Source organism: [Eubacterium] eligens ATCC 27750 (genome assembly GCF_000146185.1).
In the GTDB taxonomy this organism is placed as follows: domain Bacteria; phylum Bacillota; class Clostridia; order Lachnospirales; family Lachnospiraceae; genus Lachnospira; species Lachnospira eligens.
This window is the reverse complement of the sequence record NC_012778.1, coordinates 1,964,096-1,988,064: the sequence shown is the minus strand read 5'-3', so window position 1 is coordinate 1,988,064 and position 23,969 is coordinate 1,964,096. Positions and strand designations below refer to the sequence as shown.

At 38.4% G+C, this 23,969-nt stretch carries 18 protein-coding genes; 15 read left to right on the top strand and 3 right to left on the bottom strand.

All coding sequences use genetic code 11. From position 1 onward, the window contains the following. Positions 1 to 238: 238 nt before the first annotated feature. Positions 239 to 1,618 (bottom strand): UDP-N-acetylmuramate--L-alanine ligase, encoded by a 1,380-nt coding sequence (gene murC, locus EUBELI_RS09225; RefSeq protein WP_012740140.1) that lies wholly within the window; start codon positions 1,616 to 1,618, stop codon positions 239 to 241. Positions 1,619 to 1,826: 208 nt separating this feature from the next. Here murC and EUBELI_RS09220 point away from each other — a divergent pair, with 208 nt between their 5' ends. The 8 genes from EUBELI_RS09220 (at position 1,827) to EUBELI_RS09185 (ending at position 11,466) form a co-directional block, all read left to right on the top strand. Beyond that, complete coding sequence (locus EUBELI_RS09220; protein ID WP_012740139.1) at positions 1,827 to 3,098, top strand: glucose-1-phosphate adenylyltransferase; 1,272 nt, start codon at positions 1,827 to 1,829, stop codon at positions 3,096 to 3,098. Then, entirely contained in the window at positions 3,098 to 4,213 is a 1,116-nt protein-coding gene (glgD, locus tag EUBELI_RS09215) for a glucose-1-phosphate adenylyltransferase subunit GlgD (protein ID WP_012740138.1), read from the top strand. Before EUBELI_RS09220 ends, glgD begins: the two co-directional genes overlap by 1 nt. 73 nt (positions 4,214 to 4,286) lie before the next feature. Then, complete coding sequence (gene spoVG, locus EUBELI_RS09210; RefSeq protein ID WP_012740137.1) at positions 4,287 to 4,553, top strand: septation regulator SpoVG; 267 nt, start codon at positions 4,287 to 4,289, stop codon at positions 4,551 to 4,553. 126 nt (positions 4,554 to 4,679) lie between these two features. Then, a complete protein-coding gene (pth, locus tag EUBELI_RS09205; protein WP_012740136.1) occupies positions 4,680 to 5,240 on the top strand; it encodes an aminoacyl-tRNA hydrolase in 561 nt (186 codons plus the stop codon). A 13-nt stretch (positions 5,241 to 5,253) separates the two neighbouring features. Then, positions 5,254 to 8,874, top strand: coding sequence for a transcription-repair coupling factor (mfd, locus tag EUBELI_RS09200; protein WP_012740135.1), 3,621 nt, complete (start codon positions 5,254 to 5,256; stop codon positions 8,872 to 8,874). A 126-nt stretch (positions 8,875 to 9,000) separates the two neighbouring features. After that, positions 9,001 to 9,981: an aldolase catalytic domain-containing protein gene (locus tag EUBELI_RS09195; protein ID WP_012740134.1), complete on the top strand. Its 981-nt coding sequence runs from the start codon at positions 9,001 to 9,003 to the stop codon at positions 9,979 to 9,981. Between the two features lie 99 nt (positions 9,982 to 10,080). Further along, positions 10,081 to 11,106 (top strand): branched-chain amino acid aminotransferase, encoded by a 1,026-nt coding sequence (locus tag EUBELI_RS09190; protein WP_012740133.1) that lies wholly within the window; start codon positions 10,081 to 10,083, stop codon positions 11,104 to 11,106. A gap of 132 nt (positions 11,107 to 11,238) precedes the next feature. Further along, positions 11,239 to 11,466: a hypothetical protein gene (locus tag EUBELI_RS09185; RefSeq protein WP_012740132.1), complete on the top strand. Its 228-nt coding sequence runs from the start codon at positions 11,239 to 11,241 to the stop codon at positions 11,464 to 11,466. 95 nt (positions 11,467 to 11,561) lie between these two features. On the opposite strand, the gene EUBELI_RS09180 is transcribed toward EUBELI_RS09185, so the two are convergent. Then, positions 11,562 to 12,797: an NAD(P)-dependent oxidoreductase gene (locus EUBELI_RS09180; RefSeq protein ID WP_012740131.1), complete on the bottom strand. Its 1,236-nt coding sequence runs from the start codon at positions 12,795 to 12,797 to the stop codon at positions 11,562 to 11,564. A gap of 447 nt (positions 12,798 to 13,244) precedes the next feature. Between EUBELI_RS09180 and EUBELI_RS09175 the strand changes: the two genes are divergently transcribed. The 7 genes from EUBELI_RS09175 to EUBELI_RS09145 all read left to right on the top strand — a co-directional run bounded on the left by EUBELI_RS09175 (position 13,245) and on the right by EUBELI_RS09145 (position 23,080). Further along, entirely contained in the window at positions 13,245 to 14,879 is a 1,635-nt protein-coding gene (locus EUBELI_RS09175) for a class I adenylate-forming enzyme family protein (protein ID WP_041688300.1), read from the top strand. A gap of 26 nt (positions 14,880 to 14,905) precedes the next feature. Further along, entirely contained in the window at positions 14,906 to 16,651 is a 1,746-nt protein-coding gene (gene iorA / locus EUBELI_RS09170; protein WP_041688298.1) for an indolepyruvate ferredoxin oxidoreductase subunit alpha, read from the top strand. Between the two features lie 30 nt (positions 16,652 to 16,681). Next, positions 16,682 to 17,254: an indolepyruvate oxidoreductase subunit beta gene (locus EUBELI_RS09165; protein WP_012740127.1), complete on the top strand. Its 573-nt coding sequence runs from the start codon at positions 16,682 to 16,684 to the stop codon at positions 17,252 to 17,254. A 24-nt stretch (positions 17,255 to 17,278) separates the two neighbouring features. After that, positions 17,279 to 17,965 (top strand): LytR/AlgR family response regulator transcription factor, encoded by a 687-nt coding sequence (locus EUBELI_RS09160; RefSeq protein ID WP_012740126.1) that lies wholly within the window; start codon positions 17,279 to 17,281, stop codon positions 17,963 to 17,965. Then, on the top strand, positions 17,962 to 19,266 hold the full coding sequence (locus EUBELI_RS09155; protein ID WP_012740125.1) for a sensor histidine kinase: 1,305 nt from the start codon (positions 17,962 to 17,964) through the stop codon (positions 19,264 to 19,266). Before EUBELI_RS09160 ends, EUBELI_RS09155 begins: the two co-directional genes overlap by 4 nt. A 217-nt stretch (positions 19,267 to 19,483) precedes the next feature. Beyond that, a complete protein-coding gene (locus EUBELI_RS09150; RefSeq protein WP_041688296.1) occupies positions 19,484 to 20,866 on the top strand; it encodes an NHL repeat-containing protein in 1,383 nt (460 codons plus the stop codon). A gap of 72 nt (positions 20,867 to 20,938) precedes the next feature. After that, positions 20,939 to 23,080 carry a hypothetical protein gene (locus EUBELI_RS09145; protein WP_012740123.1) on the top strand — a complete coding sequence of 714 codons (2,142 nt, stop codon included), beginning with the start codon at positions 20,939 to 20,941 and terminating at the stop codon, positions 23,078 to 23,080. A gap of 244 nt (positions 23,081 to 23,324) precedes the next feature. Here EUBELI_RS09145 and EUBELI_RS09140 read toward each other — a convergent pair whose 3' ends face one another. Next, complete coding sequence (locus tag EUBELI_RS09140) at positions 23,325 to 23,819, bottom strand: QueT transporter family protein (protein WP_012740122.1); 495 nt, start codon at positions 23,817 to 23,819, stop codon at positions 23,325 to 23,327. Positions 23,820 to 23,969: the final 150 nt, after the last annotated feature.

Here is a 23,969-nt window from a genome sequence, read left to right as displayed (position 1 = left end):
CAGATTATACCACTGAAAAAAATAAATGCAAAGCGCGTTCAGCGCGGAAAGGAGGTTTGTGGAAAATGTGGAAAATGTGGATAAATTAAAAACAGATACAGAGAACCGTGTAAAAAGCGGAATTAAAAAAAGACTATAATAAAAAATTATCCACAACCATTCTGCACAATTAAGTAACAGAAAATTGTGGATAATGTGGATAACTTTGTTGAAAAAATTCAGGCAGGTGGAAAACCGACTATTTAAGCAAGTCCTCACCGACTTTATATATGTCACCGGCCCCCATAGTTATTAACAAGTCACCGTTGATACAATTTTTTAATAAATATTTTTCAATGTCCTCAAAATTGTCAATGTATACACATTCCTTACCGAGAGATTTAATCTTCTCGCACAGGTCAGCAGAGCTGATTCCAAGCGTATCAGTCTCTCTTGCAGCGTATATCTTGGCGAGGACAACTTTGTCAGCGTGGCTTAATGCATCAGCAAACTCATTAAATAAAAGCTTCGTACGCGAATATGTATGAGGCTGGAAAACTACCCATACACGGTTATGTGGATAGTGTGCGGCAGAACTTAAAGTAGCACGGATTTCATCAGGGTGATGGGCATAATCATCAATGACAGTAACACCGTTAAATGTGCCTTTCTTCTCAAATCTTCTGTTAGTACCCTTAAAGTTAGAAAGACCTGCCTTGATATGCTCCATATCAACAGATAGCTTTCTTGTAGCGGCAATAGCAGCAAGAGAATTGTAAACATTGTGAAGCCCCGGTACACCAAGAGTTATAGTGTCAGCCTTCTCTCCATTAATAAGAAGAGAATAAGTGCATCTTCCAAGCTCGTCATAAGCGATATCAGAAGCACTGTACATGCTCTTTGCAGGGTCAGAGCCAAATGTAATGACCTCGCAGTCAGTATCCTGATAGAAATATTCATAATTATCAATGTCAGTGTTGATGATAAGAGTTCCGTCAGAAGGCAGCTTTTCAGTAAAAAGCTTAAAAGAATGACGGATATCATCAATATCCTTGAAGAAATCAAGATGATCTTCCTTGACATTGAGAATAATGTTCATAGTTGGATTAAATGATAAAAAGCTGTTAGTATATTCGCAGGCTTCTGCTACAAAATAATTATCACCGCCTACTCTGGTGTTGCCACCAATGCTGTTAAGTATACCGCCCACAGATATAGTAGGATCCATGCTGGCAGCAAGCAGTATCTCAGAGACCATGGAAGTAGTTGTTGTCTTTCCATGAGTACCGGCAATATTAATTGCATTCTTATAGACGGTCATAATCTGGCCAAGAAGCTCTGCACGGGTAAGCATAGGAAGTCCTGCTTCTTTAGCTGCCTTGAATTCTGGATTATCAGGATGAATTGCTGCTGTATATACAACAAGATCTATATCATTAGTTATGTTACCGGCACTTTGTGGAACAGATACCAGACATCCGTCCCCAATGAGTTCGTCAGTAAGTGCTGATGAGTGTGAATCGGAACCTGAAACAGAAAAACCTTTAGATAAAAGAATCTTGGCAAGCCCACTCATACTTATACCACCTATGCCAATGAAGTGAATATGGATAGGGTTGTTGAAATCAATCTTGTACATGATATTTTCCTTCCTTGAAATTATTGTTTGTTATATTGTATGTCTTATCGGCTTATTTTTCAAACCTTTCTTATTATATAATATACGATTTAGAAAATGTGCATAAAAATGTGTATAAAAAACTCGAAATTCTTTTTACTTAATGAGAATAGTATGATATAATCAAAATATCTAAAAGCAGTAAAAATTTAACATCAGAGGTGATAGCATGATTAAAAAAGAAATGATTGCAATGCTGTTAGCTGGTGGCCAGGGAAGCAGATTAGGAGTACTTACTTCTAAAGTGGCAAAGCCGGCAGTAGCATTTGGTGGAAAGTATAGAATAATCGACTTTCCTCTCAGTAACTGTATTAACTCAGGAATAGATACAGTGGGAGTATTAACACAGTATCAGCCACTTCGTCTTAATACGCATATAGGAATTGGTATTCCTTGGGATCTTGACCGTAATGTAGGAGGAGTATCAGTTCTTCCACCTTATGAGAAGAGCCAGAACAGTGAATGGTATACAGGAACAGCTAATGCCATTTACCAGAATCTGGAGTATATGGAGCAGTATCATCCGGAATATGTACTTATTCTTTCAGGTGACCATATATACAAGATGGATTACAAGATAATGCTTGATTATCATAAGGCTAACAATGCGGATATTACAATTGCTGCGATGCCTGTACCTATGGAAGAAGCAAGCAGATTTGGCGTGGTTGTTACAGATAACGATAATAAGATTACAGAGTTTGAAGAAAAGCCTGAACATCCAAAGAGCAATCTTGCGTCAATGGGTATATACATATTCAGCTGGAAGGTTCTTAAGGATGCACTTATCAAGCTTAAGGATCAGCAGGAATGCGATTTCGGAAAGCATGTAATTCCATACTGCTTTAATAATAATAAGAGAATATTTGCTTACGAATACAACGGATACTGGAAGGATGTAGGAACATTAAGCTCATACTGGGAAGCTAATATGGAACTTATAGATATTATTCCTATATTTAATCTTTATGAGGAATTCTGGAAGATATACACCAAGACAGATACAATCCCACCACAGTATATTGCTAAAGATGCCTATATAGAGAAGAGTATCATAGGTGATGGAACTGAAGTATACGGAAGAGTATTTAATTCTGTAATAGGTTCGGGAGTTGTTATTGAAGAAGGCTGTGTAATCCGAGACTCAATTATTATGAATAATTCACACATCGGAAAGAACACAACAATAACCAAGTCAATAATCGCAGAAGATGTAACGATTGGAGAGAATGTTGAACTTGGAGTTGGTGAAGAAGCAGAGAATGTTAAGTTCCCTAAGATATATAATTCCGGACTTGTTACCGTCGGTGAGTGGTCTGTTATTCCAGACAATGTTAAGGTTGGAAAGAATACAGCCATATCAGGAGAGACAACATTACAGGATTACCCTAATGGTGAGTTACCAGGCGGAGGCATAATAATTAAGGCAGGTGATAATTAATGAAAGCAATAGGTATTATATTAGCTGGCGGAAATAACAGAATGATGCGTGAACTATCTAATAAGAGAGCCATTGCAGCCATGCCGATTGCCGGAAGTTATCGCGCCATAGATTTTGCATTGAGCAATATGACTAATTCAAGAATCCAGAAGGTTGCAGTTATTACACAGTACAACGCAAGATCACTTAATGAACATTTAAGCTCATCTAAGTGGTGGGATTTCGGAAGAAAGCAGGGAGGATTATTTGTATTCACTCCTACAATCACAGCAGAGAGCAGTAACTGGTACAGAGGAACAGCAGATTCATTATATCAGAACATGCAGTTTTTAAAGCAGAGCCATGAGCCATATGTAGTTATTGCATCAGGTGATGGTATATATAAGCTCGATTATAATAAGGTGCTTCAGTATCATATTGAGAAGAAGGCTGATATTACAGTTGTCGTCAAGAATTTAGAAGATCGTTCAGAAATAGGCCGTTATGGTGTAGTAGCCATGACAGAGGAAGGAAGAATCACAGATATTGATGAGAAGCCATTAGAGACTAATCTTTCAACAGTTTCAACAGGTATCTATGTGATAAGAAGAAGACTTCTTATTGAACTTCTTGAGAAGGCTGCTGAAGAAGACAGACATGAGTTTGTAAGAGATATTCTTGTAAGATATAAGAATGTCAAGAAGATATATGGATATAAGCTTGATACATACTGGAGCAATATATCAACAGTAGATTCTTATTATAAGACTAATATGGACTTCCTTAAAAAGGATGTAAGAGATTATTTCTTCAAGCAGTATCCGGATGTATATTCTAAGGTTGAGGATTTACCACCAGCAAAGTACAATTTTGGTGCTAATGTAAGAAACAGCCTTGTTTCAAGTGGATGTATAGTGAACGGAACTGTTGAAGATTCAGTGTTATTCAAGAAGATATATATTGGTAATAACAGTGTAATCAAGAATTCAATTATTCTTAACAATGCATATATTGGAGACAATGCATATATTGAGAACTGTATTGTTGAAAGCAATAGTACAATAAAGGCTAATTCAAGATATGTAGGTGAGAATGGTGTAAGGATTGTTGTGGAGGACAGTCCATTATACTATTAAGAATAAGAATTGCAACAGAAGGTGTTTGGACTAAAGTATAACAGGAACCATAAGGTTTTAGAAGGGGTGCGTTATGAATATAACAGATGTAAGGGTTAGAAAGATTGCTAAAGAAGGTAAGATGAGAGCTGTTGTGTCAATCACAATAGATGATGAATTCGTTGTACATGATATTAAGGTGATTGAGGGAGAGAAGGGATTGTTTATTGCAATGCCAAGCAGAAAATCATCAGACGGAGAGTATCGGGACATCGCTCATCCAATTAATACTCAGACAAGGGATAAGCTGCAGAAGATTGTTCTTGAAGCTTACGAAAAGGCAGAGTATGTAGAAGAGTAAAGCAGTCGGATACAAGATGAGTAAGGGCCAGCCTGTGAAAGCAGACTGGCTCTTTTGTACTTGCTTTAAATTTATTGAATAAGTATAATCTCAATAAATGTTATAATAAAAAGAGAGGAAAACACAATGTATATAATAGCGGGACTTGGTAATCCGGGTAAAGAATATATGGGAACAAGACACAATGCAGGATTTTCAGTAATAGACGAGCTTGCAGACAAATATAATATCAGTGTGGACACAGCAAAGCACAAGGGACTTATCGGAAAAGGCGTAATAGCAGGTCAGAAAGTAATACTTGTTAAGCCTATGACATATATGAATAATTCAGGCGAGTGTATAAGAGAAGTTATGGATTATTACAAATGTGATATAGATGATTTTCTTGTTATCTTTGATGATATAAGTCTTGATGTAGGTAAGCTAAGACTCCGTGCAAAGGGAAGTGCAGGTGGACACAATGGAATCAAGAGTATAATAGCACATCTTGGAAGCGACAAGTTCAAGAGAATAAAGTTCGGAGTCGGCGATAAGCCTAAGAACTGGGATCTTGCAGACTGGGTGCTTGGGAAATTTCCTGCAGAGGAATATGCAACATTAAGAGAGGCTAATAAGAAAGCCTGTGAAGCTGTAGAATGCATACTTACAGATGGAATAGAAAGTGGTATGAATAAATATAACGGATAACTGGTGGTATAATATGAAAGCAATATTTGAGCCGGTGTATAATACAGCCGGTGTGGAACAACTTAATAAAGAGCTTGCTAAAGATGGTGGCAGAACAGTAATGGTAAGTGGCTGTATTGACACGCAGAAGCTGCATTTTTCAAGTGCCATAGCCAGCAATTATAATTTCCAGCTTGTTATAACCAGTGACGAGGGGAAAGCAAGGGATATGGCGGAGGATGCCAGATTCTTTAACGGCGGAAATGTAATGTATTATCCTGCGAAAGATGTAATATTTTATAACGCAGATGTGCAGGGACGACAGATTGCCGGAGAGCGAATCAGATGTATAGCAGCCATAATTGACAGATTGAATAAATCGGACATTGTAAAATCTGGAACAGAGAAATCAACAGAGGAAGCTTCAGACGGACCGCTTACAATTGTGACAACCATTGATGGAATATCAGATATGCTTCTTCCAGTCGACAGATTCAAGCGGGCAGTCATTAACCTTAAGAAGGGTGACATACTCGATGTAGAGGATATGGCAAAGAAACTTACAGCTATGGGATTCGAGAGATTCGGAATGGTTGAAGCCAAAGGACAGTTTGCCATAAGAGGCGGAATAATAGATATATTTTCATATACAGATGAAGCACCTGTGAGAATTGAATTGTGGGATGATGAGATAGACTCAATAAGGGCGTTTGATGCAGACAGCCAGCGTTCCATTGAGAATTATAAGAGTTATACGGTATTTCCTGCAACAGAGTTCCTTTTTACTGAGGATGAAATAGAGCAGGGGATTGAAAAAATCAGACATGAAAAAGACGAACAGATGAAGCTGTTCGGAGCAGATAAAAGGAAGCGTACTAAGGAACAGATAGAGGCTGGCAATCATCTTAACAGAATGTTTGATGACGCGTTAAGGACAGGAGATTACAGCAAATTCATATATACATTTGCAGACAGAGTGAGCAGCCTGGCAGAGTATTTCCCTAAGGGAGATACTCTTATTGTCGTGGACGAACCTGTAAGGCTTAAGGAACACAGCGACATGACTTTCTATGAGTACAGTGAGAGTATGAAGAACAGATTAGAAAGCGGTTATGTGCTACCAAGTCAGACACATATGTTTATGGATATGGAGACAGCCGTTCTTTCAATGAACGGACATAAGCAGCTTGTGCTGACAACACTTGAATACACACCTGAATTCTTTGGGATAGATTATTCAATGCATATTGAAGCGAGAAGCATAAGCTCATATAATAACAGCTTTGAATATCTTTCAGATGACATAAGGAAGTATAAACGTAATAAATACGCAGTTCTTCTTGTGTGCAGCTCAAGAACAAGAGCTAACAGAATTGTTGATGATCTTGGAAGGCTTGGAATTGAGAGCTTCTATACAGAGGACAGCAATAAATCCATGGCAGGCGGACTTGTGATGGTTACTTACGGAAGCCTTCACAGGGGATTTGAGTATCCGCTGCAGGGATTTGTGTGCATTGCCGAAAATGACATATTTACAGAGAAGAAGCGCAAGAGGGTTAAGAAGAAGGAGTATGATGGCAAGAATATTGCCGGCTTTAATGAACTTAATATTGGCGATTATGTTGTTCATGAGAATTACGGTATAGGCCAGTACAAGGGCATTGAGAAGATTAAGGTTGAAGGTGTTGAGAAGGATTACATCAAGATATCTTACGCAGATAACAGCAACCTTTATGTGCTCGCAACACAGCTTGACCGTCTGCAGAAATTTGCCGGTTCAGATGTAGAGAAAAAGCCAAAGCTTAATAAGATTGGTGGTTCAGAGTGGGGAAAGACTAAGTCAAAGGTTCATTCAGCCGTTGAAGAAGTGGCTAAAGACCTTGTTGAGCTGTATGCCACAAGACAGAGAATAGAAGGATACCAGTTTGGACCGGATACGGTATGGCAGCAGGAATTTGAGGAAATGTTCCCTTATGAGGAGACAACAGACCAGTTAAATGCGATAGAAGACACGAAGCATGACATGGAAAGCCGCAGGGTAATGGACAGACTTATATGTGGAGATGTGGGCTATGGTAAGACAGAGATTGCGATAAGAGCAGCATTTAAGGCGGTTCAGGAAGGAAAGCAGGTTGCTTATCTTGTACCTACAACAGTACTTGCAAGTCAGCATTTTACCACATTTGAACAGAGAATGAAGGACTTTCCGGTTACGGTAGCCCAGTTGTCAAGCTTCAGAACCTCAGCACAGAATAAGGAGACCATTGAGGAACTTAAGAAGGGCATGGTTGACATTGTAATAGGCACACACAGGCTTCTTTCTAAAGACGTGGTGTTCAAGGATCTGGGACTTCTTATTATTGATGAGGAACAGCGTTTTGGTGTTACACACAAGGAGAAGATTAAGAAGTTAAAGAATAATGTTGATGTGCTTACGCTCAGTGCCACTCCGATTCCAAGAACGCTTCACATGAGCCTTGCGGGAATCAGGGATATGAGTGTTCTTGAAGAGCCTCCGGTTGACCGTGTTCCGATACAGACTTTCGTTACAGAGCATAATGATGAGATGATACGAGAGGCAATCACAAGGGAGCTTGCCAGAAACGGTCAGGTCTACTATGTATACAACCGTGTAAGAAGCATTGATGAGGCGGCTGCACACATTCAGGAGCTTGTTCCTGATGCAAATGTGGCATATGCCCACGGTCAGATGGCTAAACGGGAGCTTGAGAAGATAATGTGTGATTTCGTTAATGGTGAGATAGATGTGTTGGTGTCTACAACTATAATTGAAACAGGTATGGATATATCCAACTGCAACACAATGATAATTGAAGATGCAGATCGTTTTGGACTTTCTCAGCTTTATCAGCTAAGAGGAAGAGTTGGCAGAAGCTCAAGGACTGCGTATGCATTTTTACTGTACAGAAGAGATAAGGTACTGACAGAGGTAGCGGAGAAGCGACTCAGCGTAATCAGGGAATTTGCGGATTTCGGTTCGGGCTTTAAGATTGCGATGAAGGATCTGGAAATCCGAGGTGCAGGAAATGTGCTTGGAAACAGCCAGCATGGTCACATGGCGGCTGTAGGATACGACCTGTACTGTAAAATGCTTAATCAGGCAGTCAACAATCTTAAGGGAATTAAGAATGAGTATGAGTTTGAGACAACAATAGATGTAGATGTGGACGCTTATATTCCGGCAACATATATTAAGAGTGAGTACCAGAAGCTTGATATATATAAGAGAATTGCTGCACTTGAGAACATGGATGAATTATCAGATATGAGGGACGAGTTATCAGACAGATACGGAAGTGTGCCATCATGCGCCGACAATCTGCTTATGATTGCGCTTATCAAGTCAAAGGCACATAAACTTGGCATGATAGAGATAAAGGGCGGCGTTGCGCATCAGGAATCAGGAACAGCAGTATGGCGTACAGTTATGACAGTTTATCCTAAGGCTGAATTAGACCCGGATGCTATAAAGAAGCTTCTTGACGAGTATGGCGGTGCAATCCAGATGAGAGTAGACGCCAATCCTGCATTTATATGGACTGTAACTAAGAAGAAATTCACTAATGCGAAGGAATACCTTAAGGGGCTTAATGCGTTGATGGATGTGTTTATGGAGAGGCTGATGGTGAAGTAAAAATCTCACATCAACAGTTGACAACCTTGATAGATGTGTTATAATTCAAAACAGTTTAACACTTTAAAGCGTAACGGTTTAAAGCGAAACAATTCCAGGAGGAAATTTTACAGGAGGAAACAGGTTATGGCAGAAAACAGGGGTAATTTGACTTCTTACAGACCAGACATCAAGGTTATGGACTGTACATTAAGAGATGGAGGTCTTGTGAATAATTTTGAATTCACTGATGAGTTTGTTAAAGATCTTTATGAAGCTAATGTGGCAGCAGGCGTTGATTATATGGAATTTGGATATAAGGCTGATAAGGATATATTTGATGAGAAAGAATTCGGAAAGTGGAAGTTCTGTAAGGAAGAAGATATCAGAGCTATTGTTGGCGAGAATGATACACCACTTAAGATATCAGTTATGGCTGATGTCGGAAGAACTAATATGAAGAGAGATATTCCACCTAAGTCAGAGTCAGTTGTTGATATGGTGAGAGTTGCAACATATATTAATACCATTCCGGCAGCTATTGAGATGGCTAACTACTGTTCAGATATGGGATATGAGGTTACAGTCAATATTATGGCGATATCGACAGCAGGTGAGAATGAGTTAGACCTTGCATTAGAGCTTCTTGCATCACAGAGCAAGGCACAGTACATATACCTTGTTGACAGCTATGGTTCATTATACCCGGAGCAGGTAAGAAGACTTGCTGACAAATACATTAAGATAGCAGAGAAGTATGGAAAAAGTGTTGGTATACATGCACATAACAACCAGCAGCTTGCATTTGCCAATACAATTGAGGCATGCTCAATCGGCGTAAGCCTTCTTGATGCAACAGTAAGCGGAATGGGAAGAGGTGCAGGTAACTGCTATTCAGAATTATTATTAGGGTTCTTAAGAAATCCTAAGTTTAATATTGTTCCAGTGCTTAAGTTTATTGAAAAGCATATGGTTCCACTTAAAGCATCAGGTGTTGTGTGGGGATGTGATGTACAGTACATGCTTACCGGTCAGACTAACCAGCATCCAAGAACAGCAATTGCATTTACTAAGGCAGAAAGAACCGATTATGCTAAATATTACACAGAAATTACCGGAGATGAGTAATGAAATGTTGACATGACATTTTTAAGAGCGTAAAATATGCTCAAAATCGTGTAAAACATTTTTTACATTGGTATCTTTAGATGAAAGGAAGTACTAACAATGGAAAAGAAGAATATTGATTGGTCAAGCCTTGGCTTTGGTTACATCAAGACTGACAAGAGATTCGTAGCCAACTATAAAGATGGCGCATGGGATAACGGAACACTTACAGAGGATGACAAGGTTGTCATTAACGAGTGTGCAGGTGTCCTTCAGTATGCACAGACATGTTTTGAAGGTCTTAAGGCTTATACAACAGAGGATGGTCACATTGTTATGTTCCGCCCAGATCTGAATGCAGCAAGAATGAAAGATTCATGTGAGAGACTTGAGATGCCAGTTTACCCAGAAGATAAGTGGGTAGAGGCAGTTGCTAAGACAGTAGAAGCTAATGCAGCATGGGTACCACCTTTTGGTTCAGGTGCAACACTTTATGTCCGTCCATACATGTTCGGAAGCAACCCTGTTATCGGAGTTAAGCCTGCTGATGAATATCAGTTCAGAGTACTTACAACTCCAGTAGGTCCTTACTTCAAGGGCGGTGCCAAGCCTATTACTATCAAGGTTTCAGATTTTGATAGAGCAGCACCACACGGAACAGGACATATCAAGGCTGGACTTAACTATGCTATGAGCTTACATGCAATTATGACAGCACATGAAGAAGGATTTGCAGAGAATATGTACCTTGACCCAGCAACAAGAACTAAGGTTGAGGAGACAGGTGGTGCTAACTTCATATTCATCACTAAAGATGGTAAGTTCGTAACACCAAAGTCTAATTCAATTCTTCCATCAATCACACGCCGTTCATTAATGGTTGTTGCTAAGGAATATCTTGGATTAGAGGTTGAGGAAAGAGAAGTTCTCTTTGATGAAGTTAAGGATTTTGCAGAGTGTGGTCTTTGCGGTACAGCTGCAGTTATCTCACCTGTTGGAAAGATTAACGACCATGGTAAGGAAATCTGCTTCCCAAGCGGAATGGAGAAGATGGGTCCTACAATCCAGAAGCTCTATGATACATTAACAGGTATCCAGATGGGCAAGATTGAAGCTCCTAAGGGATGGATTTACACAATCGCTTAATTGATATTCTTTAAATGTTTATTCGGTCTGGACAAGTGTTCAGACCGATTTTTTAATTTTCTAAAGTGGATTTTACATTTAAAATGTGGTAACATACTAATATAACAGACGTTAGTAAAGAGGTGCAGCAGTATGTCAGAAGTCGGAACTAATGAACGTTTATTGCGTTCTGATGTAACATTAGAAGAAAGCAGAAAGATAGAGAGAGTGCTTAGAAGAAACAATATATCATATTTTGAGAAGTGGAATTTCCACACAGGCGTGTTCAAGTTCCTTAATAACAGCAAGAATTCTAAGTGTGATATCTATGTTCATATGGATTCTATGGACAAGGCAAAGGAATTGCTTGCAGATATGTAATTAAAAGCTAATGAGAGATAAATAAAATCGTCTATGACAGAAACTCAATTTAAGAGCTGTGTCATAGACGATTTTTATTGCTAAAAATAATATCTTTATTCTTCATCCTTCGGCAGAGACTGCATATACTGATGCATTGATTCTGCCACAATCTTGCTGTGTGCAACAGCTTCTACTACGGTTCTTGCACCGTTGACAACATCACCTGATGCAAATATACCCGGACGGCTTGTGTGACCAGTCTCGTCTGCGTCAAGAAGTCCTCTTGCAGTAGCCTTAAGACCTGTTGTTGTGTTAACAATACGGTTCTGAGGTCCCTGACTGATAGAGATGATAACACTGTCTGAGTGGTGAAGTGTATCAGTTCCTTCTACATCAGTGAAAGTTCCATCTTCATTCTCAATAATATCCCTGAATATAACACCGTCATCCTTAATCTCAACGGGGCGTTTGTTATATTCAAATGTGATTCCTTCAAGCTGTGCATAGCTGAATTCATATTTGCTTGCAGCAACTTCCTTAGTGATAGAGAAACAGATGACATTGCGGGAGCCTTTTCTCTTGGCAGTTCTTGCAACGTCCATAGCGGCATTACCGGCACCGATAACAATAACAGTTTCACCAAGGTGATAGCTGTCAGGGTTATTGAGGTAATTGATACCAAAGTGGACATTACCGAAAGTCTCTCCTTTAATATGAAGAGAGTTAGGCTTCCATACGCCTGTACCTATAAATATAGACTTGTAGCCATCACGGAACAAATCATCAATTCCGATTGCACCACCGATAGTTGTATTCGGACGAATCTTAATGCCCTTCAAGGCAAGATGTCTGTATTCAATATCGTCAAGAACAGTCTTAGGAAGTCTGAATTCCGGAATACCGTATCTTAATACGCCGCCAATCTTGTCCTTTCCTTCAAATATAGTAACCTGATATCCGTATCTTGCAAGAATAATTGCAATAGTGATACCGGCAGGGCCCGAACCGATGATTGCGACTCTCATGCCGTTAGAAGGCTTAGGACCTTCAGTCATCTGGTTGGCATATGTACTTGAGATATAATTTTCAATAGTAGAAAAATGTACAGGAGCGCCCTTTCTTCCAAGTACACAGTGACCTTCACACTGGTTCTCATGATTGCAGATAAGACTGCACACGGTAGTAAGTGGGTTGTTCTCGAAAAGCATTTTACCAGCTTCGTTAAGCTTGTTCTCTTTAAGTAAACGGATTGCCATAGGAATGTTAGTGTTGATAGGACATCCCTTCTGACACTGAGGCACTTTGCACTGTAAGCAGCGGTTGGCCTCGTCCATAACATGTAACGCCATAATATATCCCCCTTTAAAAAATGTTAAGTAGTAGTAAGCTGCGTGTGTGTATCAGGCTGTCCGACACCTGTCTGTGGCGCTGGAACTCAGGTTTTCCTCGCTTAGCAGGAGTAAAAGCCGCTGTCTGCAGAGTTTATTACATCGCACAAAAGCAAACGCGCTTCGCTTGGACGAGCTTTTGTGCGATTAGCTTTTGCAGACAGCGGCTTAACTCCTGCACAGCTCGTCACAATTCATTCCTGCACCACAGACAGGTGCCGGACAGCCGGATACACATGCGCAAATTAACTAACTTAATCATAGCATTTTTTAAGTTGGAATTAAAGGGGAAGTTTGACGAAAGCGTGGCTGAAAGGCGGGCTGTTTTATGGATTTTTTTGGCAAAATATAGTATGATATAATTTAATGAAATTGCATGCTGTCGGGGGCAGCAGGGAAGGAATTAAGATGCCAGTTACAGAGTACTTAGAGCGCAATGCAAGAGAATATCCAGACGAGGTTGCATTGGTAGAACTCAATCCTGATGAAAAGGATACGAGAAGAACGACATGGAAGGAGTTCGGGCTTATTGAGCCTACAACTTATTCTCCATACCGCAGAGAGATTACATGGAGTGTATTTAACGAGAAAGCGAACAGATTCGCCAACATGCTTATCAGCAGAGGGATCAAGAAGGGCGATAAGGTAGCTATTATTATGTATAACTGCCTTGAATGGCTTCCTATATATTTCGGAGTGTTAAAGACAGGTGCGATAGCAGTGCCTTTCAACTTCAGATATGATTCAGACGAAATCTATTACTGCGCAGAGCTTGCAGAGGTAGATGTTATTGTATTTGGACCACAGTTTATAGGACGAATTGAGGTAAATGCTGAGAGATTATCAAAGGGCAGACTTCTTATCTATGTGGGAGATAACTGTCCAAGCTTTGCAGAAAGCTACCGTGAACTGGTTGCTGACTGTTCAAGCAAAGCACCTGATGTAACAATAACAGAAGATGATTACGGTGCAATATATTTCTCATCAGGAACAACAGGATTTCCTAAGGCTATTCTTCATAAGCACAGAAGCCTTACACAGGCTGCCGAGATGGAGCAGAAGCACCATGGAACGGGAAGATATGACACATTTTTATGTATTCCTCCACTTTACCATACAGGAGCCAAGTTCCACTGGATGGGAAGTCTTGTGGCAGGAAGCAAGGCTGTACTTCTTAAGGGAACTAAGCCTGAGACAATCCTTAAGGCTGTATCAGATGAAGAATGTACAATCGTGTGGCTGTTAGTGCCTTGGGCTCAGGATATATTAGATGCACTTGACAGAGGAGACATCAAGTTATCAGATTACAGACTTGACCAGTGGAGACTTATGCATATAGGTGCGCAGCCGGTTCCACCTTCACTTATCAAGAGATGGAAGGAATACTTCCCTAAGCACCAGTACGATACCAACTACGGACTTTCAGAATCAACAGGTCCGGGCTGTGTACATCTTGGTGTGGAGAATATCAATAAGGTTGGTGCTATCGGAATTCCGGGTTACAGATGGGAATGTAAGATAGTTGATGAAGACGGTAATACAGTAAAACAGGGAGATGTCGGAGAACTCTGTGTTAAAGGACCGGGTGTCATGACATGTTATTACCGCAACGAGGAAGCTACTAAGGAGGTTCTTAAGGACGGCTGGTTATATACAGGTGATATGGCTATGCAGGACGAGGACGGTTTCTACTTCCTTGTAGACAGAAAGAAAGACGTTATCGTAAGCGGTGGAGAAAACATTTATCCGGTTCAGATAGAGGACTTCATCAGAAGATTTAATAAAGTTAAAGATGTAGCTGTTATCGGTCTTCCAGACCACAGACTGGGTGAAAAGACAGCGGCTATCATAGAAGTTAAGGACGGAGTTACATGTACAAAGGAAGAGATAGAAGACTTTTGCATGGAGCTTCCAAGATACAAGCGTCCGAAAGAGATTATATTTGCAGATATTCCGCGTAATGCTACAGGAAAGATTGAGAAGCCGAAGCTTCGTAAGATGTACGGCGCAGACAGACTTGTAGAACAGGAAAATAAAGGCTGATAAGAATACATAGAATGGAGATTGTTATGAGAGAATTAATGCTGGGCAATAAGGCAGTTGCAAGAGGAATGTATGAAGCAGGCTGTAAGGTAATATCAAGTTATCCGGGAACACCAAGTACAGAGATAACAGAAGAAGCAGCAAAATATGATGAGATATACTGCGAGTGGGCGCCTAATGAAAAGGTTGCATTAGAGGCAGCACACGGAGCAACACTCGGTGGAGTAAGAGCAGCATGTGCAATGAAGCATGTTGGTTTAAATGTGGCAGCAGACCCATTATTTACAATATCATATCAGGGACTTAACGCAGGACTTGTAATCTGTGTAGCAGATGACCCGGGAATGCACTCATCACAGAACGAACAGGATTCAAGACATTATGCATTTGCAGCCAAAGTACCTATGCTTGAGCCTGCAGATTCAGAAGAATCAAGACTTTTCGTTAAGGAAGCATATGAGATATCAGAGAAGTACAATACACCAGTATTTATCAAAATGTGTACAAGAGTTGCACATTCACAGAGTGTTGTATGTCCTGAAGAAAGAGTAGAGCCTGCACAGGTCCCTTATGTAAAAGACCCAACTAAGGTCATGATGACTAAGAATTCAAGAGATGCACATGTAAGAGTTGAGCAGAGAACACTTGACCTTATACAGTATGCAGAGACAAGTGGAATTAACAGAATTGAAGAGTGTGCAGAGGGAAGCCTTGTCAATGGAAAGAAGATAGGTGTAATCACATCATCAACATCATACCAGTATACTAAGGAAGTATTTGGAGATAAGGTAAGCGTACTTAAGCTTGGCATGGTATATCCACTTCCAGAGAAGCTTATCAAAGATTTTGCAGAGGGTAAGGACGAAATCTATGTAATAGAGGAGCTTGACCCAATCATTGAGAACCACTGCAGGCAGTTAGGAATACAGGTTCATGGTAAGGATACATTTCCAATATGTGGAGAATTCTCACAGAATCTTATTAAAAAATGTATGGGAATGGAAGAACCTGAATACACAACAATAGACGCACAGATTCCGGGCAGACCACCAGTTATGTGTGCCGGCTGTCCACACAGAGGAATATTCTACATTCTTCACAAGAAGAAGATTATGGTATACGGAGATATCGGATGTTATACATTGGGCGCAGTTGCACCACTTAATGCAATGGATCTTAATGTCTGCATGGGTGCGTCATGCTCAGGACTTCATGGCTTTAACAAGGCTATGGGAGAAGCAGGCGAGAGTAACAGCGTAGGTGTTATCGGAGATTCAACATTTATGCATTCAGGAATGACTGGAATTACAGACATATCTTACAACATGAGTAATTCAACAGTAATTATTCTTGATAACTCAATCACAGGTATGACAGGACATCAGCAGAATCCTACAACTGGTAAGAACTTAAGAGGTGAGCCTGCAGGCAAAGTTGACCTTGAAGCATTATGCAGGGCTTTAGGCTTTAACAGAGTAAGAGTTGTTGACCCATACGACCTCGCAGCAGTTGAGACAGCAGTAACAGAGGAGCTTGCAGCTAAAGAACCGTCTATAATCATAAGCAGAAGACCATGTGTAATGATTAAGGGAACTGTCCACAAGCCTGCAATAGCAATTAATCAGGACAAATGTAAAGGCTGTAAGGCATGTATGCAGATTGGCTGTCCTGCTATATCATTCAAGGATAAGAAAGCACATATTGACCCAACATTATGTATCGGATGTGAAGTGTGCAAGCAGATGTGCAGATTCGATGCAATAGGAATGTAGTTTAGACAGGTAACTGAAGGGAGATTCAATATGACAAAGAATATTATGATAGTTGGTGTTGGCGGACAGGGAACACTTCTTGCCAGCAAGATGTTAGGATATGTATTATTAAAGCAGGGATATGATGTTAAGGTTTCCGAGGTACACGGAATGAGCCAGAGAGGCGGTTCGGTTGTAACTTATGTAAGATACGGCGAGAAGGTATATTCACCGGTAATCGATAAAGGTGAGGCTGATGTTATCATTTCATTTGAGCAGTTAGAGGCTGCAAGATGGGTTGAATTCTTAAAGAAAGACGGAGTTATCATCACCAATACGCAGAAGATGGAGCCAATGCCTGTAATTACAGGGGCAGCAGAGTATCCGGAAGGACTTATTGAGAAGCTTACAGCAGCAGGCGCCAAGGTTGATGCGAAGGATTTCCTTGCACTCGCTGAGGAGGCAGGTTCTTCTAAGGCTGTTAATATAGCACTTATGGGAAGATTCTCAACATACTTCCCTGACATAACAGACGAACAGTGGCAGGATGCCATAGAGAAAAATGTTCCTGCTAAATTCCTTGAGCTTAACAGGAAGGCATTTGAACTGGGAAGAAATGCTTAGATAATACACACAGGGGGAAGGCATTTGACGAGATTTACTATATGCGATGATGAGCCGGAGCATGGCAGATTAATAGGTAAATATATAAAGACTGAATATGCAAAGCACATGCCAGAGACTGATATAGCAGAAGTTGTGATATATCAGTCTCCGCAAGAAATGCTTGATGAAGCGATAGAAGACACAGATATATTCATACTTGATATTGAGTGTGGAAAGTCAAGCGGATTAGATATTGCAAAGGAGATACGCAGATTAAATAAAAATGCAGGAATAGTATTCTGCACATCACATAGCAATTATGTGTATCAGGTATTCGGTCTTACTCCTATTGATTTTATAAGAAAGAATAATATTGAAAACGATATTGTACAGACAATGTATAATATTATGGATTTTCTCAGAGGAAAAAAGAAAATACTTGTAATTGAGAAAGGCGATATAATAAGACTTTCAGATATTGTGTCTGTGAATGTTATAAAACATGACCTTATATTCAAAGGTGTTAATGGCGAGAGAAAAATAAGAGCCAACCTAAGTACATATGAAGAGCAGCTAAAGCAGTTCGGTTTCATTAAGATATCACAGGGCGAGATGGTCAATAAGGATTATGTTAAAGAAAGAAAAAAGGATAATCTTATTATGAAGGATGGCACAGTCTATCACATAAGCAGAAGCAGAGTCGATGAGATAAGGAGAATGTTCATATGACAGATATAATATTCGAAAGTTTCATAAATCTGTTTCAGAGTGTAGTTGTGACCGTGTTCCTTATTATTAGTCTTGGTTGTAAGGATAAGTATAATAAGAAATGTGTCAGTGCTGCCGGGATATTGATTACATTCATATATCTTACTGTATCTAACCATATTGTATACTTTGAGAGTGTGGCAATATATGTATATATGGTATATTCACTGATATTCAGTTTTGTAGTATTGGGCGGAAGTGTTATTGAGAAGATATTCTACAACGTCATGATGATATGCTGTCTGGCTGGAAGTTCGTTACTAGGTGGTGGATTGGTATCACTTGTTGTTAAGAAAGATTTTCTTAATGCACATAGATATGGAACGGGTTCAAGATATGTAAGTGTTATATTTGTACAGATATTACTTATGCTGTTTTTGGGATTCATTATAAAATTAAAGGTGTTTTTAAAGGAAAAAGATAATCAATACATGCTTATAATGTCCTTGATACCAGCTATATCGGTCATAGTATGCTGTTTTATGGTATATCGTTCAGATAAGAGCTATGAGATGAATGTAATATATACATTTATTGCCATGGCGGGCATTATAATAATTAATGTTATAAGTGTATTACTGCTTATTATGGAACAGAAGGTATATGAACAGAAAACCCGTCAGCAGGTTATGCTTAGCGCATATCAGCAGAAGGAGAAAGATATTGAATCGATACTTGATATGCAGAAGCAGAACAGTAAGCAAAGACATGACATTAATAATGTCCTGATCCTTATCAGTGAGCTTATTCAGGATGAGAAGTATTCAAAGGCACTTGAGGTGCTTGATAAATATCGTACAGGTTATAATAACATTAATGTTACAGAGATTGTAAGTAATAATATTGTGCTTAATTATCTGCTGAACAGAAAGATTAACCAGTGCCGTGAGGCTGGAATTGACATGGCATGTTATGTACTGTGGAATATTGCAGGTGTTGATGATATGGACTTATATATACTTCTTGAGAATCTGTGTGATAATGCTATTGAAGCAGCAGGACAATGTGAGAAGCCATCAATTAAGCTCCAGATAGCAGAGGATAATGCCAGCATGTATATAGACATAGGTAATACCACAAGTGGTAATGTGTTAAATAACAATCCACACATGAATACAACCAAGAAGGATAAGAACATGCATGGTTTCGGAATTATGAATATCAGAGATATTATTGATAAATATAATGGAACTATCAACTATGAACAGCAGGGAGATAATTATCTGATGTGCAGATGCACATTAGAAAAGGTTTGTCAATAGTTTTTTGATAAATAAAATTGTGCAGAATATGCCATATATTACCGAATATGCCAAACTACTTTTTTAAAAAATTAAATCAGCTATAATCAATGTATAAAGTGAAAGGAATTATGTATATGATTCATTCAGTTGCATTGGTTATAGCTGATTTTTTTGTGTCTAAGGATGTGATTACTGAAGAAGAAAAAGAACATTGATTGAAAGAGGAGGTATGGGCATGAATAAAAGGCTTAAAAATCTTACAATGATAGCACTAAGTATATCAACAATATTATGTGGATGTACAACGGCTAAGGATGCAGACAATCATGTTACGCAGGAGCAGACAATTAATTACACATATAATCATGATTTATATGAAAAATCTGTGAGCAACAGTGCGGCATTTACTGATAACGGATTCATTTTTTTGACAAATGGAATTCTGTATTTTTATGATATGACTGATAATGAAGCAGTTCCGATGTGTCCGGATATGACATGCTCACATAAGGATAGTAAGTGCAAAGCATTTGCAGCAGATAAGATGGATTATGATCCATATGACTTAAATGGTGTATCAGTAAATTGTCTTGGTAATATGGTATGGTATAAGGATAATCATATTTATATGATAAAAAGGGACGAGTCTGGCGATTATCTTATGGAATATGATGAAAAGTTTAATAATGAAAGTAAGGTAGCATGTCTTGCGTCAGACGGAAAGATTGTGGGAATAGCATCTGCGAATACTTCAACGGTGGCTGCCATGCATGAGAATTACCTGTATTATTATTCTGTACAGCCAACGAATGCACAGAATCTTGTTGAGGATGATTACAATACTAAGGTGAGCTGTAACAGAATTGCAATTAATGGTAATTCTAAAGTGGAAGAATTAGGCAGCTTTATATTTCCAATAGATTACGAATTGTTTAATATGGCATGCTGTAAGGTATGCGTCGGAGATAAGTGTGTATATTATATAGCCGGTGGAGATACAAGATATGGTTCAAAGAATACTCCGGTGCAGTACAGAATCTACAGATATGACATCTATAATGGAAAATTTGAGGAAAAGCTTAACATTAATACTGATAATGCAACAGATATACTTGGCAGCCAGACAGGTATAATAAGTAAAGTGACTTCTATAACAGCGGATGATAATGATTCGTTATATTTTGTTACAGACAATAAGCGGATTATTAAAGTATCAGTTGATGGAAAAACAGAGGAAATATATAACAATCCGGAAGCATTAGAAATATCATCACTAAGATATATTAATGGGGATATATACTTCTATGAGGCTTTACATAATGAAGGGAATATAAAGGCTGTAAATGCGGATAAACAGGTAGTGTGGACATGCAGTTTTGCTGGTGACGGATCAAGCGATGGAACATTTTCCGGCATAGAAATTAAAGGTATTGATAACAATAATATCTATGTAGGAATGCAGCGTAATAATGCAAAAGGCTGGAAAAATAATAATATCGAATTTTTTGATAATAAAGTTGAACCATATGTGAATACATATTCTGTCTACGCTATAGATTTATCTGATAAAGATATGCAGGGAAGTACTGCGAAAAAAATATATCAATGGAGTAAATAATAAAATGCCAGTCTTTCGTGAAAACGGTAAGGCTGGCATTATGTAAATTGAGAGGGAACAAGGGGGATGCGAATGGAATTAGTTAAGGTAATATCTTTAAAAAGAATTCTGACAGCAGTTCTCATAATTGTGCTTAATATAGTTTTATTCTGCATTATTAATAACGGACAGTATTCATACAAAATATATGATAATATGCTGAAAGAATATAACAGGGAATTAAATGAGGGAAATATAAGTGATTATCATGGATATATAAGACAATATGAATCAGATAATCCTGATATTACAGATAATGAACAGTATATAGAAGCTAAAACGCTCTTTTCTGAAAAAGTGGAATTTGTCAGAAATTATAAGATTAATATAGAGAATAAGCTGGTGAATATAGACAGATATAAAAATAATGCCATGTATGCACAATCAGGGGAAAGCAGACTGGAATTAATAAAGACACAGAATGATTTGCAGAAGGCATATGATTATGATGTCGATTATAGTAGTGATGTATGGCTGAGAAGTATGGCAGAATATAAATATATGGGATATTTTATCATTGTAATAATGCTTATATTTATCTATGGAATGCAGTCAGATTCGAAAAAAATGCAGTATATTGTAAAAAGTGCTCCTAATGGCAGGATGATATTAGAGCTGAAGCGTATAATCGTGCTGCTTATATTGTCTATTGCTGTAGTACTATTATCGTATACAGCGATTACAATGACTTCATTATTTGTATATAATGACTGGAGTTCAATTCATGGAATGTCAGGGTCGGATTCAGAAATTTATCTTGTTTCTATGGGGATGAGCAGAGTGGGACTGGTTTTGACTGTTGCTTTTAAGACAGTGGCAGTTACATTTGCAATGTCAGTATTTTTATATGCTTTAATTAATTTATTTGATAATAAGAATATAGGTTTATCATTTTCTGTAATAATAGTTGGAATAGAACTTCTGCTTGCTAAATTGATTTCAGCAAAAAGCATATTCAGAGGTATTAAATATATTAATATCAGTAATCTTGTAGATAATACAATATGGTTTAAATATGAGAACTGGGGTTACACATATTTTATAAGTGATGTACAGGAGAGCACAGTATTGGTAGGTTTGATAATAATATTATTATCAACGATGATGGCTTTCGCATGTAGTCTCAAAAAGACACAGCGAAAGGCAGGGGTTATCGAAAGGCTTCTTGGGAAAATCAGCCTACAGTTTAACAGGATATTTTCAAATTTTCCTGTTTTTATGAAGGAATTGTGGAAAATTCTGATAAAACGGCGGATGCTGATAGTGTATTGCCTTATGATTGTTATAGTCAGCAGTTATACATTTGCATATAAGCTCAAGTATAATATGGTTGAAAGTACGGTGTATACATTTTGTCAGAATAATAGTGCCTTATCAGAAAGCGAATTATATAGTCTGGAGGAAGAACTCATACAGGAATATCAATTAATGCAGGCAGAGAAAGACAATAATGCACAGATGGTAATACTTAATCATGAAATTAATCTGGTTCATTATGTAAATGAAAAGCATGATGACGGCGTAAATGTTTCTCTTATAAATCAATATGAATATAATAAATTATTTGATGAAAGACAGCGTGATAATAAGGAACTATTGATGTGCATATGTCTTATAACAGCATGCCTGCTTAATGTAGGAGTGATTTCATTTGAAAAGGACGAGAATGTTCTTGCATTGGTAAGGACAGGAAGGAACAGAAAGAGGTGGATAATAAGGAAGCTGCTTATTAATGCAGTGGTTAATACAGTAATGTGTGCAGGTGTATATTGTTACTATTATCATAGTGTTACCAAGGTGTTAGATATTCAAAGGTATGATATATTAATTCAAAGCATTCAGGCATTTGCAGATTATCCTTTTAACATATCTGTAAGAGGTTACATAATTGTTAATATAGTTACGGCTATATTAGGAATAAATATATTTGCATCAATTGCTACATATTTGTCGGCAAAAATTAATTACAGAGTGGGCGTGTTGGCGTGTCTGTCCATAAATGTTCTGTATTATATTTATAAAATAGGTGTTAATGTACTGCATTATTATACATTTCCGGGAATTGTAACATATATTGATTTTTATGGTGGAATATCGGTTTTACAAATATGCATAATAGTTGGAGTGGTGCTTGCCGGAGTGATTCTTAATTCAAAAGTTGTAAAACTTTTTTGATTAATGAAAGATTTGATATATGTTACAAAAAGTGACATAATAATCTTAATAAGATATCCGTGGGAATATCATATAGGGGGGATTACATGAGAAGTGCAGCCTTGCCTTTAATATGAAAAGGCAGAAGATTTACCTGCAGGGATTTCCTACAAGTATTTCTTCTGCCTTGTCTTATAAATTATTATAGTTGAGTGTTTTATATTATGTTACCATATTAATCGGTATGCGGGCTGGTATTTTAGAATTACTTTTCATCACCGAATATTACATGTCTTACTGGTGTAAGTGCATATAAAAGTATCATTCCGATAATTCCGCAAACAATTATCTCGCCAGCACCAACTGTAACGAAGAACATTGCAAACATGCCTTCTGAACCATAAGCGAACTTAAGCACGAATGGCACAATGATTGTGTTAGCAACAATTGGTGGAACTGGGGCAAGCCACTTATTTTTTCTTAAGAGGTATGTTCCGATTGCACCGATAAGTGTTGCAATGCTTCCAAATACTACATCCCATACAATTGCGCCACCAAGGATGTTAGCAATTATACAGCCAACAAATAATCCAGGGATTGCTGCAGGTGTAAAGTAAGGCAGTATTGTGAGTGCCTCCGCAATTCTGAACTGCACTGGTCCGAAACTGATGTAGTTAAAGATTACTACAAGTACGACATAGATTGCTGCGATAACAGCGGCCTGTGTGATGAATTTCACACTCATTCCTTTTTTCTTCATATTCAATTATCTCCTTTAGTTTTGTTTTGCGTGTGGAAGGTCTCGAACACACGATTTGTTACTGTGTCATAACACAGCCTGTGTAGTTTAGCAGATTATCATGAGATTGGCAAGTACAAATGTATATTATATGCGAATGTAAGCTGGATG

Bases quoted from the DNA above. Each gene is read 5' to 3' on its own strand.
- murC (WP_012740140.1), bottom strand. From the start codon at position 1,618: ATGTACAAGATTGATTTCAACAACCCTATCCATATTCACTTCATTGGC.
- EUBELI_RS09220 (WP_012740139.1), top strand. From the start codon at position 1,827: ATGATTAAAAAAGAAATGATTGCAATGCTGTTAGCTGGTGGCCAGGGA.
- glgD (WP_012740138.1), top strand. From the start codon at position 3,098: ATGAAAGCAATAGGTATTATATTAGCTGGCGGAAATAACAGAATGATG.
- spoVG (WP_012740137.1), top strand. From the start codon at position 4,287: ATGAATATAACAGATGTAAGGGTTAGAAAGATTGCTAAAGAAGGTAAG.
- pth (WP_012740136.1), top strand. From the start codon at position 4,680: ATGTATATAATAGCGGGACTTGGTAATCCGGGTAAAGAATATATGGGA.
- mfd (WP_012740135.1), top strand. From the start codon at position 5,254: ATGAAAGCAATATTTGAGCCGGTGTATAATACAGCCGGTGTGGAACAA.
- EUBELI_RS09195 (WP_012740134.1), top strand. From the start codon at position 9,001: ATGGCAGAAAACAGGGGTAATTTGACTTCTTACAGACCAGACATCAAG.
- EUBELI_RS09190 (WP_012740133.1), top strand. From the start codon at position 10,081: ATGGAAAAGAAGAATATTGATTGGTCAAGCCTTGGCTTTGGTTACATC.
- EUBELI_RS09185 (WP_012740132.1), top strand. From the start codon at position 11,239: ATGTCAGAAGTCGGAACTAATGAACGTTTATTGCGTTCTGATGTAACA.
- EUBELI_RS09180 (WP_012740131.1), bottom strand. From the start codon at position 12,797: ATGGCGTTACATGTTATGGACGAGGCCAACCGCTGCTTACAGTGCAAA.
- EUBELI_RS09175 (WP_041688300.1), top strand. From the start codon at position 13,245: ATGCCAGTTACAGAGTACTTAGAGCGCAATGCAAGAGAATATCCAGAC.
- iorA (WP_041688298.1), top strand. From the start codon at position 14,906: ATGAGAGAATTAATGCTGGGCAATAAGGCAGTTGCAAGAGGAATGTAT.
- EUBELI_RS09165 (WP_012740127.1), top strand. From the start codon at position 16,682: ATGACAAAGAATATTATGATAGTTGGTGTTGGCGGACAGGGAACACTT.
- EUBELI_RS09155 (WP_012740125.1), top strand. From the start codon at position 17,962: ATGACAGATATAATATTCGAAAGTTTCATAAATCTGTTTCAGAGTGTA.
- EUBELI_RS09150 (WP_041688296.1), top strand. From the start codon at position 19,484: ATGAATAAAAGGCTTAAAAATCTTACAATGATAGCACTAAGTATATCA.
- EUBELI_RS09145 (WP_012740123.1), top strand. From the start codon at position 20,939: ATGGAATTAGTTAAGGTAATATCTTTAAAAAGAATTCTGACAGCAGTT.
- EUBELI_RS09140 (WP_012740122.1), bottom strand. From the start codon at position 23,819: ATGAAGAAAAAAGGAATGAGTGTGAAATTCATCACACAGGCCGCTGTT.